The organism is Kurthia populi, from assembly GCF_042686175.1.
Classification (GTDB): domain Bacteria; phylum Bacillota; class Bacilli; order Bacillales_A; family Planococcaceae; genus Kurthia; species Kurthia populi.
Map to the genome: position 1 here is coordinate 1 of NZ_JBHUOR010000097.1, position 13,965 is coordinate 13,965.

At 36.4% G+C, this 13,965-nt stretch carries 17 protein-coding genes and 1 pseudogene; 6 read left to right on the forward strand and 12 right to left on the reverse strand.

What is annotated here, in order from left to right; all coding sequences use genetic code 11:
• Positions 1-244 precede the first annotated feature (244 nt).
• Entirely contained in the window at positions 245-727 is a 483-nt protein-coding gene (locus tag ACFSY7_RS11360; protein ID WP_380147912.1) for a HEPN domain-containing protein, read from the forward strand.
• Between the two features lie 481 nt (positions 728-1,208).
• A complete protein-coding gene (locus ACFSY7_RS11365; RefSeq protein ID WP_380147913.1) occupies positions 1,209-1,658 on the forward strand; it encodes a hypothetical protein in 450 nt (149 codons plus the stop codon).
• A 78-nt stretch (positions 1,659-1,736) separates the two neighbouring features.
• Here ACFSY7_RS11365 and ACFSY7_RS11370 read toward each other — a convergent pair whose 3' ends face one another.
• The 4 genes from ACFSY7_RS11370 to ACFSY7_RS11385 form a co-directional block, all read right to left on the reverse strand.
• Positions 1,737-2,627 carry an SMI1/KNR4 family protein gene (locus tag ACFSY7_RS11370; protein ID WP_380147914.1) on the reverse strand — a complete coding sequence of 297 codons (891 nt, stop codon included), beginning with the start codon at positions 2,625-2,627 and terminating at the stop codon, positions 1,737-1,739.
• A 21-nt stretch (positions 2,628-2,648) separates the two neighbouring features.
• Positions 2,649-3,200: a DUF2247 family protein gene (locus tag ACFSY7_RS11375; protein ID WP_380147915.1), complete on the reverse strand. Its 552-nt coding sequence runs from the start codon at positions 3,198-3,200 to the stop codon at positions 2,649-2,651.
• 82 nt (positions 3,201-3,282) lie between these two features.
• Positions 3,283-3,525: a hypothetical protein gene (locus ACFSY7_RS11380; protein WP_380147916.1), complete on the reverse strand. Its 243-nt coding sequence runs from the start codon at positions 3,523-3,525 to the stop codon at positions 3,283-3,285.
• Positions 3,526-3,726: 201 nt separating this feature from the next.
• Entirely contained in the window at positions 3,727-5,898 is a 2,172-nt protein-coding gene (locus ACFSY7_RS11385; protein WP_380147917.1) for an NADAR family protein, read from the reverse strand.
• A 125-nt stretch (positions 5,899-6,023) separates the two neighbouring features.
• Between ACFSY7_RS11385 and ACFSY7_RS11390 the strand changes: the two genes are divergently transcribed.
• Positions 6,024-6,971, forward strand: coding sequence for a helix-turn-helix transcriptional regulator (locus ACFSY7_RS11390; protein WP_139994755.1), 948 nt, complete (start codon positions 6,024-6,026; stop codon positions 6,969-6,971).
• A 140-nt stretch (positions 6,972-7,111) separates the two neighbouring features.
• Here the strand turns inward: ACFSY7_RS11390 and bla are convergent, their stop codons facing one another.
• The 5 genes from bla to ACFSY7_RS11415 all read right to left on the reverse strand — a co-directional run bounded on the left by bla (position 7,112) and on the right by ACFSY7_RS11415 (position 10,062).
• Positions 7,112-7,927: a class A beta-lactamase gene (bla, locus tag ACFSY7_RS11395; protein WP_380147927.1), complete on the reverse strand. Its 816-nt coding sequence runs from the start codon at positions 7,925-7,927 to the stop codon at positions 7,112-7,114.
• Between the two features lie 335 nt (positions 7,928-8,262).
• Positions 8,263-8,412, reverse strand: a complete 150-nt coding sequence (locus tag ACFSY7_RS11400; protein WP_380147918.1) for a hypothetical protein — start codon at positions 8,410-8,412, stop codon at positions 8,263-8,265.
• A gap of 96 nt (positions 8,413-8,508) precedes the next feature.
• A complete protein-coding gene (locus ACFSY7_RS11405) occupies positions 8,509-8,877 on the reverse strand; it encodes a hypothetical protein (protein WP_380147919.1) in 369 nt (122 codons plus the stop codon).
• Entirely contained in the window at positions 8,874-9,563 is a 690-nt protein-coding gene (locus ACFSY7_RS11410; protein ID WP_380147920.1) for a hypothetical protein, read from the reverse strand. The genes ACFSY7_RS11405 and ACFSY7_RS11410 overlap by 4 nt, the downstream gene beginning before the upstream one ends.
• A complete protein-coding gene (locus ACFSY7_RS11415; RefSeq protein WP_380147921.1) occupies positions 9,556-10,062 on the reverse strand; it encodes a sigma-70 family RNA polymerase sigma factor in 507 nt (168 codons plus the stop codon). Before ACFSY7_RS11415 ends, ACFSY7_RS11410 begins: the two co-directional genes overlap by 8 nt.
• A gap of 136 nt (positions 10,063-10,198) precedes the next feature.
• Here ACFSY7_RS11415 and ACFSY7_RS11420 point away from each other — a divergent pair, with 136 nt between their 5' ends.
• From ACFSY7_RS11420 to ACFSY7_RS11430, 3 genes and pseudogenes are all read left to right on the forward strand, one after another.
• Positions 10,199-10,633 (forward strand): MarR family winged helix-turn-helix transcriptional regulator, encoded by a 435-nt coding sequence (locus ACFSY7_RS11420; protein WP_380147922.1) that lies wholly within the window; start codon positions 10,199-10,201, stop codon positions 10,631-10,633.
• 1 nt (position 10,634) lies between these two features.
• The gene (locus tag ACFSY7_RS11425; protein WP_380147923.1) at positions 10,635-11,816 is read left to right on the forward strand and encodes an MFS transporter; all 1,182 of its coding nucleotides are present in this window, start codon (positions 10,635-10,637) and stop codon (positions 11,814-11,816) included.
• Positions 11,817-12,006: 190 nt separating this feature from the next.
• Positions 12,007-12,884: pseudogene (locus tag ACFSY7_RS11430) on the forward strand (HAD-IC family P-type ATPase); the annotation flags it as partial.
• Between the two features lie 49 nt (positions 12,885-12,933).
• On the opposite strand, the gene ACFSY7_RS11435 reads toward ACFSY7_RS11430, so the two are convergent.
• The 3 genes from ACFSY7_RS11435 to ACFSY7_RS11445 all read right to left on the reverse strand — a co-directional run bounded on the left by ACFSY7_RS11435 (position 12,934) and on the right by ACFSY7_RS11445 (position 13,760).
• On the reverse strand, positions 12,934-13,077 hold the full coding sequence (locus tag ACFSY7_RS11435; protein ID WP_380147924.1) for a hypothetical protein: 144 nt from the start codon (positions 13,075-13,077) through the stop codon (positions 12,934-12,936).
• A 191-nt stretch (positions 13,078-13,268) separates the two neighbouring features.
• Positions 13,269-13,403, reverse strand: a complete 135-nt coding sequence (locus ACFSY7_RS11440; RefSeq protein WP_380147925.1) for a hypothetical protein — start codon at positions 13,401-13,403, stop codon at positions 13,269-13,271.
• A 120-nt stretch (positions 13,404-13,523) separates the two neighbouring features.
• On the reverse strand, positions 13,524-13,760 hold the full coding sequence (locus ACFSY7_RS11445; RefSeq protein WP_380147926.1) for a hypothetical protein: 237 nt from the start codon (positions 13,758-13,760) through the stop codon (positions 13,524-13,526).
• Positions 13,761-13,965 lie beyond the last annotated feature (205 nt).

Consider the following 13,965-nt stretch of genomic DNA (forward strand, 5'->3'; position numbering starts at 1 on the left):
TCCTTTATTTTGGATTTGGATGGTTTACTACCGCCCAACCATTATAAAGGATTTTTTTGTGTTTGAATTATATTACAGAAAATTCAGTTTATTCAAAGGTGTTAAATTATTTTAATGCGACGCTAGTGGTATCATATAATTAACATACATATTTAATATTTTCTGAAATAATAGGATTTATAGAAACAACAAGACAAAGCAATTAAATACCATAATAATGTAATGATTAAGGAGATACTTATAAATGAAGAAGTTAGGAAAAGTTAAACACAGAATTGATGTTTCCAATGAATATGAGGTATTAGCTAAAAAAGATGAAGAAGTTTCTAAATTGCTTTTTAAAAATGGGGAATATAAACATGCCATATATTTTTGTATTCAAGCAATGGAGAAATATATTCGTTCAAAAATTTTTAGTATAGTAAATCCTAATTTAGAATATTTCAGAAAAAGAAATCAAAATCATTCTGTAGAAGACGCTATTGAATTTTTGCTTGAAATTGTTTCAACAGAAGAAAATTTAAGAAAAACCATTCGACAACAATTAGTAGAATGTATATTAGGGGAAATAAATTATCAACAATTACATAATAATTTAAGATACCCTTTTTATTCTCAAAAATTTAATACATACTCTGTTATTACATATGTAGCAGAAGATTACAAATATGTAGAAATAGAACTTCAAAAATTAAAAATTTACTTAAATGAATTAAATAGACTTTAAATAGTTATGAATAAAAGTGTTAATAACTATTAGAATAGCATTATTGTATTTAAACATAAAAAATAAGTTCGATAATTTTATATTGATTTTTTAATCCCTTTTATACAATGTCATCCTATTAACACACTTTTATCCATAACTTTAGTAAACCTCAACTATTTAAATTGAGTTAACCATGTTAATTTAAGATAACTTTTAAATTCAATTGAAATGAAAGAGCTGATTTTAACGCATTTATGCTTATACCGATAAGAACTAGTTACGCGAACTAGCAAAATAACCCATTTAAAACTAGCTGGTTGTTAAAAATCCACGCAAAAGAGGAAGAAAGCCGAAAACGCTGGAATAGCTAATGTTTCCAGATTGGATTCTTTTAGTTTATTTAAATTTTACAGAAAGGCTTAAGCGTGATATTTACCATACTAATAAAATGTATTATTTGGTATAATTTAGTAAATATTATGAAGTCGGTGGATAAAATATGCGTAAAATTAAATCTTTATTTATCCTAGCAGCCCTATCTCTTGCTGCTTGTAGCAATAACTCAATAAATATCGATACCCATTCTGAGATAGTCGAGTTAAGCGAGAAAGAATTAAATTCGATTGGTGGCGAGAAAGATCAAAATATTACGCCAGAGAATTTCAAAAAATTAATCCTGTATTCAAAAATAAGTAATTATGACAATTTGAAAAATGCACACGTAGAAACGGATGTTCATCTAAAGAAACTTTTAGGTGATGTATATTGGGTAGGAACGTCAGCAGAAGGAAACGCAAAAAATGGTGATTATATTTATGAGGAAAAAGTGATTATAAATTTGAAAAATACATCGGAACAAGAAATTAAGGAAGCATTGAAAAATGCATACATTACCGTTGTTTGGGACGAAGGTCAGCACACCGATAGATTTGACAATAATTTTCAATAACTCTAGGGCTTCCTTAATAAAAAAGACCGGAAATCACTATGATTTCCAGTCTTTTAATTTTAAATAGCTTTTCAAAAATTAAATAATATAATTTTCAATATAACTTTTAAGTCGAATACTATATTTGTTTACATCATACTCTTCACTGTTATAAACAACCTGAGCTATTTCTTCTATATCTTTTTTAACATTATGTAAAAACACTGTTTTCTTATATTTTTTTAATATGCCAATTAAAGCATGAACAGTTTCTTCGACAACAAAAACATGGTTACTATTAATCGCTTTCTTTAATTGTTTAATAAACCATTCACTATCTCCTGCACTATTTAAAAAATAATGAATACCGTCTACTATCTCAATCTCATCTTGATAACGCTCAAATAAACCTTCAAATTCATTGCGATCAAAGATTTTTACTTCTTCCTCATATGCTATATGCTCTTCATCATTTTCGTATTCTTCATCGTCATCGTCGATATCCACTGTTAAATTATTAATCAACTCTTCAAAATCATCTGCCACAATCACATCTAACTCTACCTCTAAATCAATATAACTAACGGGTGGATTATTTCCATTATAATTTCTATAATCTAAACATACACAATAATGTCCCTCATGCAAAAGAATTACAATATCTTCTGGATACTCCCACTCCTCAATCATTTCAAATGTACACCCAATACCTATCTTATCAAGTGTAATCCCTCTCAATTGAAATATATTTAAAGAACTTCGACAATGTTCTCCATCATGAGGATTCATATATTCAAAATAATATGTATTGTTTTGAAAAGATATCATACCACCATTTTTCGCTTTCATTAACTCAATATATGTTTCAGGCAGCTTTATTCCAAACTTTTCTTCAACATCTTTTAATACATTTTCAGTCAGAACTTCTGACTCATAAAAATCATATTCCAAATCATCATTATCACATTCAAAAATCTTCGTATTAATCAATTCATTAAACCCCTTCTCTAATCAAAACAACTTCAATTCCTTCTCCTCTTTCAAATACGCTGCCCACACTTCTAAAAAGGCTGCATCAACATCCATTTTACTTACTGCATGTTCAAATTCATAGGTTGCGTCAGAAAATCCACCTTTAAAATCCCAAATCAGACGATACAATGTCGTGTTACTCACTGAAATCGACTCGCAGTTTTGCTGGTACAGCCATAGCATAATGATATAAAGAAATTTCCGCTTACACTTCTGTAGAAATTCGACATCTTCTAAGCTCTGCTTCACAATGACACCCTGCTTTATCAGGTTTTGTAGCGCTTTTTCTATTTCATCTTCTTCACCTTTCAAAAGAAAAGAAGCTTCTAACACACTTTCAGGAACATCCTGCTGTGTAGATGCTTCCATTTCTGCCTTTTCAACCACATGCTGTAATGTTAAAAAGCCCGTCTCTACGCCAAAATATAACTCATTCCAATTCAACGTCGTTTCATTGATGAAAAATGAAAAAGATACAATTGCCGCTTCTGTATGATTAGAAGGAATCTCTAAAATTAGCTCCTTGTCCACATGTATCTCCTGCTTTCATTCATTATTTTGCATTAAGATAATCTCGAGTTGCTGAGTAAAATCCCATTTGCAGCAGCCAACACTAATCATAATCATACTGTGTAAATTGGACAAAAGATGGTAGTATTTTTTTAAAATGATTACTATTCTCAAATTGTTGCTCGTTTGACAAAATAAACATTTCATTTGCATCATTTCCTATGAAAAGAACAGTTGAATTTTCTTTTATTTCAATATCTAGATAAATAGACTCTTCCTTAACAAATCCAACTAAATCTAATTTTTTATGGAACTGTAGATTTGAATTGTTTGTTGAAAAAAACACTTGGTTCCCTAAACAAATTTGTTCAATAATTCTATGTCAGACACAGTAATCTCATTCGGTCTATTTCCTACTAAAAAGAGCCAAGAAAATTCATTCTCAAACATATCTTCCAATGAGACACTCCCTTCCATTTGGATTTTTTTCTAATATTATCATTCATTCAAAAAAGAGATTACCCTTTTTGGCAATCTCCTACATCATTTATTTACTACCAATAATTCTTTCTTCTCCGTCACTTACATTAAAAATATCAATATGTGAAAAGGGGACATGTTGTCGAATATCAGCCATTCCATTTGCGCCACCGACTGAACGCAGGGCTAAATTTTCACGTTCAATCAGTAAGCTTCCTTTATCTGCAAGAAGATTTCGTTTACCAATAGACGTATCTCGCAATACCTGATGACTATATGGCGCGACACTGATGCGCCATTTTTCCCCTTCCATGCTTAATGCACCCTGCAAACCAAAGGACTTCTCCTGCTGTGGTGTTAATGGAATATGTGGTCTACTAGCTAAATGTTTAAATTCATTATACGCCTTCCCCAAATTGCAAATGCTTCCTGTATCTACTGTAAATGTTGAAAGGAAAAAGTAACTCGGGGCATAGCCAGCTGTTAATAGTGCCTCTGCATACAGTTGGATTAATGGAATAATTTCAGCCTGTACATAATTGGCTGCATGCTGGTTAGATGACGCAAGCTCCGCCGCTGCATGCATTAATAAATGCACTGTATTCGCTACATCCGTCCAGGTAGCCGCTTCAAATGTACCTCGTCTATCTGAAATTCCCTTTTGGCGTTTATAGCTGAGTAATGTATTTAAAAAATAGCGCTCCGAATCAATACAGCCAGCGGATGGTCGTTTTGCTGTTGGTGGATAAAATTGCTTGGCAAACATACCATTATTCTGCATCATTGGGTCTACCCCATAGTAAACACCATCTTCATTTTCAAACAAGTATACTTGCACAAAGCGGCTCATCGCATGCGCCTCTGTCAGCAGCATTTCTACAGTCATCGACAGCTCATCTGTCGCAACATCTCGTAGCTTATCCGACTGAATCATTAAATAAGATTGCCCTTTCCCATCTACATGCATTTGATTTGCCTCATCAACGTGTATATAACTTTTTGTAAAAGGTGCTGCCCGCTCAGTCGACATCAGTGCATACGGCCCGACTGCCATCACATGATGGTCATTTGCATCAAATAATTCACGGAATACTAATCGATCTTCTAGTAATGGCTTGAAGCGGAACTCCACGCATCCTGTACGTTGACCAGGCTTTAAATGGTCAATTAACGGTTTATACGTCGCTAATACATTGGCTACATCCTCCTTGAATGAATCACGAGTGGCCTTATTTTTCCAGCCATACGTATACGGTGTAATCGATAATCTTACGCCTGCGACATGATTCAAATGATGCTCATTGATCTGGTCATGCATGTCCTGAAGCTGTGTATTATGACGACTGTAGCCGACTGTAGAAAGGCGAACTTTCACCCCTAAATCCTCTGCGGCATACTGAATATACTGCTTTAAAAATGGGTACGTGCTAATGTCATTATCTAAGTAAGGGAAAATAACCCCTGGTCGATGTGAAAGACGTCCATAGCCAAGTAGTCCATGTTTTGGCATTTCAAAATATGGATGGAAACGTTGATTAAGTGTTAGTGGCCCTGTTGGATCTAGATAATAGTCTCCTTCCTGTGTACGGAACTGCTGTGCCTTTTCCATTGCGACGGTTTTAAGTGCTGAAAAAATATTTTGTAAGCCATTTAGATTAAGCGACCAAATACGTGTTCCTGCACTTTGACTGCAAAAGCTACAGCGATTAAAGCATCCTACCTCAGGCTGAAGATGACGGAGCTTACTAAATGCATCCGCTGGTAGGCCACGAAGCTCTTCTATTACCTTATGACGTTCAATATAATCTACTGCCGCTACATTCGAAGGCTCTTTTTCACTTTCTAAAATCAAAATATTCTGAAATTCATTTCGAATCATTGTCCAATAAAACCCTAGTTTATTCCATATTGGGTCTGCTGCATCTTGAATGGCTCGTCCGTTTGTATCGAGTAGTAACGCTAAAATTTCTGGGTACGTATAAAGTTTCGCTATTAATGCTGCTCTTGTTACCGTATTTTCATTTGCCAGCTCAAGATTTTCACCTGCTTTTTCCGCTTCTTCTGGTGTTACCATTAAACGGATTTCCTCAAATCTAGCAGTTCCAACAAATTTTTGCGCCTCAATATAATGCGTTACCGTTGGCCATTCATAACCACCTAATGTAAACGGATGATTTGAGTTGTTACTAAGCGCATTATATTCATCAGATAAATGATTATTAAGAATTATATTTTTCACATTAAACACCTCTTTTGTATTGTTTAACTTTACAAATTCATAATACAATAGACACATGGACATGTTATGACCATCTAAAATATTTTTCAATTATTTTAGCTAACAAATATAAAGGAGTATTTTAAATGGATACAAACCAAATAACGCGCGTCTTATCAATTTATTCACGATTTTATGCAGGTGAAGGACTTAATAAAAGGGCCATTGCGGCTGAATTTCAAGTAAGTGAAAAAACGATTCAGCGCGATTTCAACCAAATTCGAGATTTTTTAGAGCAACAAGGCATACAAGCACCTATACGATATAATGCCTCTGAAAAAAAGTATTTTTGGCATGAACGAAATAGTTTATTAAAGCCCGATGTTATTTATTCAACAACGAAAATTTTATTAGAATCACGCGCCTTTTTAAAAAATGAAATGCAGCAAATTATCGAGCATTTAATTGGTCAGATAAACTTAGACCAACGAAAAATATTACAAAATGTGCTATCTAGTGATATGTCAGGCTATAGAAATTTGCAGACAAATATTTCTGTAACAAACTTGCTTTGGCAGCTTGCGAAAGAGATTGAAGAAAAAAATTGCATTCGTATCGTTTATACCAAAGAATTTAACCCATCTAAAAAACCAACTGTGCTTTTTCCAGTTGGCATTATTTTCTCCGAATATTATTTTTATTTAATAGCCTATCAAACATCGTTTAAACCTGACTATCCAACGATTTACCGCATAGACCGTATTCAATCATTAGAAAGTCAGCCTCATTTTAAACCATCTTATAATATTGCCTATTTTAGTGAAAGTGCTTTTCGTGATCGTATTCAATTTATGTATACAGGGGCGCTTATGACAATCCGTTTTCGCTTCACTGGTCCATCTGTACAAGCTGTATTGGACCGTATTCCAACAGCACGCCAATTACATAATAATGAATTCGAGGCAGAGGTGTATGGTAAGGGAATCAAAATGTGGCTGCTTAGTCAGGGGCCGCATATCGAAGTGCTTAGTCCTGCAAGTTTTCGTGCTGAAATGAAGGAAGAAATTCAGCACATGCTTTCGAAATATGACTAAATAAAAAGGTTGTAACATACATATAAAATAACCGCTCCTATGAGTATAAGAAAAACCGGAATCGTGCTTTGGCACGGTTCCGGTTTTTCATTATGAACGCTAAAAAAGGAACATGATGTGTTTTGTTCCAGTCTCGTTTTTTAGTGTAAAGATTTTATGATAACTCGCGTTGCCTCTTCAATCAATTGATTATCGTATGTAGCATTTTGCTCACTTCTACTTGAAAGAATAGCTAAAACAATCGGTGCTCGATTTGGTGGAAAGACAACCGCAATATCATTTCTTGTTCCGTAGCTTCCGGCACCACTCTTATCTACAACCTTCCAGTCTGTTGGAACGCCTGCACGAATTAAAGCATCTCCTGTTTTATTATCCGCCATCCAATCGAGTAGAAGCTGTCGCTTTTCAATTGATAATGTACTGTCGATAGTATATTTCTTCAAATCAATTGCGAGTGCTTTGGCAGTGCTCGTGTCACGTTTATCTCCTGGAATGGCTGTATTCAATTCTGTTTCAAAACGATTAGCGTATGTTGTTTTGTCGCCCATTTTGCGAAGGCTTTGTTCAAATCCCTTTGGACCACCAATTGCATGAAATAACAGATTCCCTGCTGTATTGTCACTGTATCGAACAGCCGCCTCACTAATTTCTCGTAGTGTCATCCCTGTATCTGTATAAAGCTCTGTCACGGGTGAATATGCGACAAGATCATCCTTTGTATACAGAATAACCGTTTCTAATTGCTCTAATGAAGCGTTTTGCAGTAAAACCCCCGCCGCAAGTGCCTTATACGTCGACGTAAATGCGAATCGTTCATTTGCATGGTACGCTATTTTTTTATTTGTTGCGGTATCGATTACATAAATACCTAGACGCGCATCATATTTCTTTTCTAGCTCCTTAAAATCCTGCTGAGGCGATGACCATCCAGCTAGCGGAATGATTGCAAGCACCATGATAAGTAAGACAACTTTCAGTGACGATTTTTCCATTGAGCAAATTCCTCCTAATAAACCTAAATTTAGGTTATTAATTCATGATAGAGCAGTGACGATACAAAGGCAAACCAATGGCCAGTACGACCTAAAACCAGATAGCTTATTGTCTTTATTATAAAATTCGTGGTACAATTGGACATATAAAAAAGGCCGATGCGCGAACATCGACCTTTGCAACAGTCTTCACTGGAAGCGCCAACTTTCAGTGTTGATGCTCTCGTTTAGTAAAAGTACATGTGAAAGATCACACACTTAAGCTGTGCCTAGCAGCTAAAATGATTTAGGATTGGACGCTAATCTTCTTGATTAGTGTTTTTTTGTTTGTCCTTTTTATCTCGGTTTACGCCAAAATAAATGCGCGTCACTTTTAGCTTGCCATCTACACGTTCGATATGAACGCATAGAAATGGCGTAACTAGTAGCAACACAAGAGCAAGCACCATAAATCGCCTCCCTTCTGAGAGGCTCTGTTGCTCTATTATTATACCATATCAACACAAAAATCCCGCTTCTATTCAAAAGGAGAAGCGGGATTTTTATTAAAATTCATAGCTAGCTACATATTCCTCACCAGACGCATCCTCAACAATTCGTTTCCCTGTTTTCTTTAATGTCATCGAAAAATTGTCCTCCCCGGTAATATAATACCTATCATCTTTGATTTCTACTTGAATCCCCTTATATGTCTGCTGCTCATTCTTCACAACACGTACTTCCTCAGGCTCCATGCTAGGCTTTATATTATCCTCGCCTTTTTTGACGATTAACGTATTCCCTTTAAATTCAAGCGAATTCAGTGAATTATACCGTCCCGTGAAATATAAGCCATCTAATGAAGTACTCGTTGTTTGCGCACTACAAGCTGCTAGTAACATACATATAACCACACTTACTACCATTTTTTTCATTTCGATACGCCCCCTTTTGGCAATTCAATTACTTTCGTTCGTTTGTCGTTAAAATAAAGCCTTATCTTCGTTGGTGAAATCCATGCTGCCGTACGCAAATTCTTTACTTGTTTATTCGTCTGGTAATGTTGCTCATTCTTTGTATTGTTAATGAATTTCAAGCGTTTGCCGTCTTCATTTTCTATTATCGCCATAACGTTTTTTTTGTCTGGTGACAGCTGTTCCTCCAGCAAGCGCCCCTTTTCAAAGGATGAAAGATAATCCGCGTCTCCTGATGTAACGATAAATGACATACCACAGAAGGTCTCCTTACAATCCGCTGTTACATAGTAGCCTTGCTTAACATAGGCAGAGGGTGTATAGCGAAGCGGAACCTCTTTCCCTTCTGCTAAAAATCGAATTAATAAATCATACAACTCCGTTGAAATCGCTAGTTGTTCACCTGTTTGTGCATGTGTGATAAAAGATTGCTCGATTACTGCCGGAGAATCCGCTGATTTGAAGGGAGGCGTTGCTTGCAGACGTAAGCTAATAATTAAAAGTGTGATGACAACAACCGGCACTAGCCAATACATCTTTTTTTGACGCTTTTTGTGCATTTTTTCATGAAGTCTTTTTTTAATACGCTCCTCATGTACGGTAGTATCACCGATTTTTTGATGCAATTGTCGTTCAAGCTCATTCATGGAATAATCCCTCCCATTCTAAAGTGCTCAATTTCTCCTTTAGCTTTTGCTGTGCCTTTTTGTAACGGTAATGAATTGTGCTAATGGGTAGCTGCAATAGCTCACTCATCTCTGCAAAAGATTGATTTTCATAAAAATAAAGAATAATAATTTCACGATATTTAATCGGTAATTGTAGCACCGCTTCAGCAATTTCAAGGCGTTCCTCTGTTGCAATAAGCTGATTTTTCATTTCATACCCACCTGTAAAATACGTCGTCACCTGATGCGTACGGTAACGCCAGCTTTTCAAATAGTCCTTTGAGCAATTAATCGTAATACGCGTTAGATACGTTTCAATTGAGGATTCCTGTCTAAAATCATGCTGTTTCTCAAAAAAGCGGAGAAATACATCCTGGACAATATCCTCCGCAGCATGAAAATCCTTCACATACAAATAGCTTAATTGAAAAAGCTTTTTCGTATATTTATCGACAATACGCCGCCATTTTACCTCCACTTTTTTCACCCCTTTCTTATTAGACGATGCTCGTTCAATTTTTTTCAACTTTCCATGAAAAAATAATTTAAATATTGACATCTCACACTACGAACTATATAGTTGCATATGCAACTATTTAAAGGAGGGACAACATTTGGCCAACTTAAACGACCTCGTCCATCAATTCTTTCAAGTATCTCGTGCGATGACAAAGGACTTAAATCATCGTATGGCGCCACTTCAGTTAACACAGTCACAGCTTGGGATTATCGAGTATTTATTAATTAAAGACGGATCTTCTTCGCTTGTGGACATTGCAAAATATTTAAGTGTTGAAAAATCTTCTGTGACACGTGCGGTCAAGCATTTAGAGGCGCACGATTTTATTGAACGTGCCCCGTCTGAGGATAGCCGAGAGCGCCGCATTATACTAAGCAGTCATGCCCAGGATACGCAGCATGATTTGAAACAGGCGAAAAAAAACTTTGAAGCCAACACATTTAAAGATATTTCCGAAGAGGAGCTAGATGTGGCGTTCCAAACCTTACTTAAAATGTTGAACAATATCAATGGAGTTGACTCAAACTAGTATGACAAAAGCCAAACTTTGGACGAAAGATTTTATTATTATTACGCTAACCGCATTTTTAGTATTCTTAACGTTCTATTTATTAATGACAACGATGACACTGTATGCCATCGAACAATTTAATGCCTCTCAAACAACAGCTGGTCTAGCAGCAAGTATTTTCGTTATCGGCTCACTATGCTCACGCCTATTTGCTGGTAAATATATCGATGTTGTCGGTCGCCGTAAATTACTTTATGCAAGCCTTATTTTATTTTTAATTGCTTGTTTATTATATTTCTTCGTAACAAACTTCACGTTATTATTAACGATTCGTTTTATTCACGGGATTGCATTTGGCGTTGTCACAACCGTTATGGGGACAGCTGTTATGAGCATTATTCCACTAGCACGTCGAGGTGAAGGAACAAGCTATTTCTCACTAAGCACACCACTTGCTACAGCAATTGGCCCGTTTATCGGGATTTTAATTACGCAGCACGCAGATTTCAACTGGATTTTTGTTACATGTACGGCCTTTGCGATGATTAATATTATCGTCATGCTTTTCGCTAAAATCCCAGAGATGCCACTATCTCCTCAGCAAATCAAAGAAATGCGTGGCTTCCGCTTACAAGATTTCTTTGAAAAATCAGCCGTACCAATGGCGATCATCATCTTTATTTTAGGTATCACCTATGCAAGTGTGCTTTCTTATTTAAGCCCTTTTGCAATTGAAGCGAAATTAACGAGTGCTGCAAGTATTTTCTTTATTGTCTATGCCGTATTTTTACTTGGCTCACGCCCGTTCACTGGCAAATTACTCGATTTACGCGGCGAAAATATTATCATTTATCCTGCTCTTATTTTATTTACGATTGGTCTTTTCTGTTTAAGTCAATCATATGGTAGTGGCATGATGCTTGTAGCAAGTGCATTAATCGCGCTAGGCTTTGGGAATATGATTTCTTGTAGCCAAGTAGCGGTTGTCAATTTAGCTCCAAATCACCGTATTGGCCTAGCTACATCGACATTCTATATTGCGATGGATGCCGGAATCGGCGTTGGCCCTATTATTATCGGTGCCATTTTACCGCATTTTGGCTATCGTGGCATGTATGCTTCAATGGCTGTTTTAGTACTGATTACAATTGTTATTTATTACTTCGTTCATGGTCGCCATGCGAAAGTCCGTTCTTCATAGAAAAAGTATTTGGTCAAGAGATAAAAATCGAATTTTATTTAAAAATTACTTTCGTTTTATTTTGAAGATCGTCTCTAAATTGCTCATCTGGTACTACTGTATAGAAATTTGATATCAGAGAGGCAAAAAAACTTGATGAGAATAGCTGTTTTTCTAGCTGAAAATAGTTGAAGATCGACTTTTTAAACGGAAACCTGTATTAACAGATATTTTCGTTGCTGATTCAATGTTGCCGCTTATCGGAGCAGCGGAAAAATCGTCTGAATACCCACTCGCACAAGCGATTGTGAACGGTATTATCGATAAAGGAATCATGAGTGGACAAGCCGACATATTTAAAGCACTGACTGGTTATGGAGTGAAAGCGACAGCAGCTGGTCGCAAAGTGCTAATCGGTACACATCAACTCATGCACAACAATCATATTGATACGCATGATGCCGCACAACAAATGGTGGAACTCGAGCAATCGGGTAAAACAGCGATGCTCGTTGCGATTGATGAAGTTTATGTTGGTATCATTGCCGTTGCAGATACTGTGAAAGCGACATCATGTGTAGCAATACAACGTCTACAAGCGGTGAATATTGAGACGTCATTATGTTAACAGGCGATAATGAACATACGGCATACTCCATCGCCAAACAAGTCGATATTCAACATGTCATTTCAGAAGTATTACCTGAAGATAAAGCGAAACATGTGACAGCATTACAGCAACAAGGTAAGAAAGTCGCAATGGGTTGTGAGGGTATCAATGACGCGCCAGCACTTGCTACAGCCGATATCGGTATGGCGATTGGGACAGGTACTAATGTTGCGATGGAAGTATCTGATATTACGCTAATGCGTGGTGACTTATCAGGTATTGCCGATGCCATCGTCATGAGTCGTAAAACGATGCGCAACATTAAACAAAATTTATTTTGGGCGGTCGCTTATAACACAGTAGACATTACGGTTGCCGCAGGGGGGTTATTAGTGCCTTGGGTTGCAGGTGCCGTAATGGCATTCAGTTCTGTATCTCTCGTGTTAAATGCGTTACGTCTACAGCGTGTCAAATTATAAAATAGCAAAAGCACCGTTTCATGACGAAGTAGCGCTTTTTTGTTGATTCTTATTGTACTTCGATGGTGAACGTATAGCTTGCGTCATCTTCGTTCCAACGTGCAAATACGTCATACACGTAAACGCCCGGTCGTCTCGGCGCTCGAAAATTATTGTCCGTTAACGGCACATTTTCTGCGCGCTCCCTGACCATATGTTAACGCCTAACATATCTTCATTAGGTTTTTGTTGAAACTTAATCTCAATATCAGCATTCGGTGCGACACGTTTCGGTTTGATTTGATTTGTTGCGACCTCACAATGTCTGGTGGAGAAATCGTATCTTCGCATGTCGTTTGTAAACGCCCTTTCCAACAATACGTCCCACGCGTCACTCTAATATTTTTATGATCCGCTTGTACGGTTGGCGTCGGCGGCCCTGATTTTCACAACATGACCACAACACAAATCATTGCGGTGATTAAAGCATTCATAACGAGCAAGCGTTTCTTCATACAATCGACCACCTTCTATTTTCATTTAAACGTCCCCCATTTTTGTAGTAATTTCGCGTGTACAAGTGAAATTAAATAGTTTGTATATTTGATTCATTATTAAAATTTGTAGCTCTTTAAATGACTTCATCGTCGCTAATAAATCTCATGGTACACATGGTGTCGTGTCAACATCAATTAATTGTAGCTCTGCCATTGCAAACATATCTTCATGTAACACTTCTGCTTCATATATCATTTTCGTAATCGTAGCAATCGCTACAACACCTGCTTTATATTGTTCATTCCCTGTTCGACGCCAAATAAAAACCGAAGCTCCTACTTCTAACAGCTCCGCTAAATATTTTTGACGAACAGGCCATGTCACATAATCTTGCGTCATTAAATATGTATTAAAATCAAAACTCGCCTCATCGCTTTGAAAAATCCATATATGCTTGTCATGCACCCCTTACTTTTGAATCCTTCACTTCATTGTAACAAAAAAAGAGGCTGGGACAAAACCCTAGCTAAAGAAAGGACTTCGGCAAATGAAGATGCCGAAGTCCTTTTTATCTGTAATTTTTTTGTTTTTGTATAGAATAAAA

Bases quoted from the DNA above. Each gene is read 5' to 3' on its own strand.
- ACFSY7_RS11360 (WP_380147912.1), top strand. From the start codon at position 245: ATGAAGAAGTTAGGAAAAGTTAAACACAGAATTGATGTTTCCAATGAA.
- ACFSY7_RS11365 (WP_380147913.1), top strand. From the start codon at position 1,209: ATGCGTAAAATTAAATCTTTATTTATCCTAGCAGCCCTATCTCTTGCT.
- ACFSY7_RS11390 (WP_139994755.1), top strand. From the start codon at position 6,024: ATGGATACAAACCAAATAACGCGCGTCTTATCAATTTATTCACGATTT.
- bla (WP_380147927.1), bottom strand. From the start codon at position 7,927: ATGGTGCTTGCAATCATTCCGCTAGCTGGATGGTCATCGCCTCAGCAG.
- ACFSY7_RS11400 (WP_380147918.1), bottom strand. From the start codon at position 8,412: ATGGTGCTTGCTCTTGTGTTGCTACTAGTTACGCCATTTCTATGCGTT.
- ACFSY7_RS11405 (WP_380147919.1), bottom strand. From the start codon at position 8,877: ATGAAAAAAATGGTAGTAAGTGTGGTTATATGTATGTTACTAGCAGCT.
- ACFSY7_RS11410 (WP_380147920.1), bottom strand. From the start codon at position 9,563: ATGAATGAGCTTGAACGACAATTGCATCAAAAAATCGGTGATACTACC.
- ACFSY7_RS11425 (WP_380147923.1), top strand. From the start codon at position 10,635: ATGACAAAAGCCAAACTTTGGACGAAAGATTTTATTATTATTACGCTA.
- ACFSY7_RS11435 (WP_380147924.1), bottom strand. From the start codon at position 13,077: ATGGTCAGGGAGCGCGCAGAAAATGTGCCGTTAACGGACAATAATTTT.
- ACFSY7_RS11440 (WP_380147925.1), bottom strand. From the start codon at position 13,403: ATGAAAATAGAAGGTGGTCGATTGTATGAAGAAACGCTTGCTCGTTAT.
- ACFSY7_RS11445 (WP_380147926.1), bottom strand. From the start codon at position 13,760: ATGACGCAAGATTATGTGACATGGCCTGTTCGTCAAAAATATTTAGCG.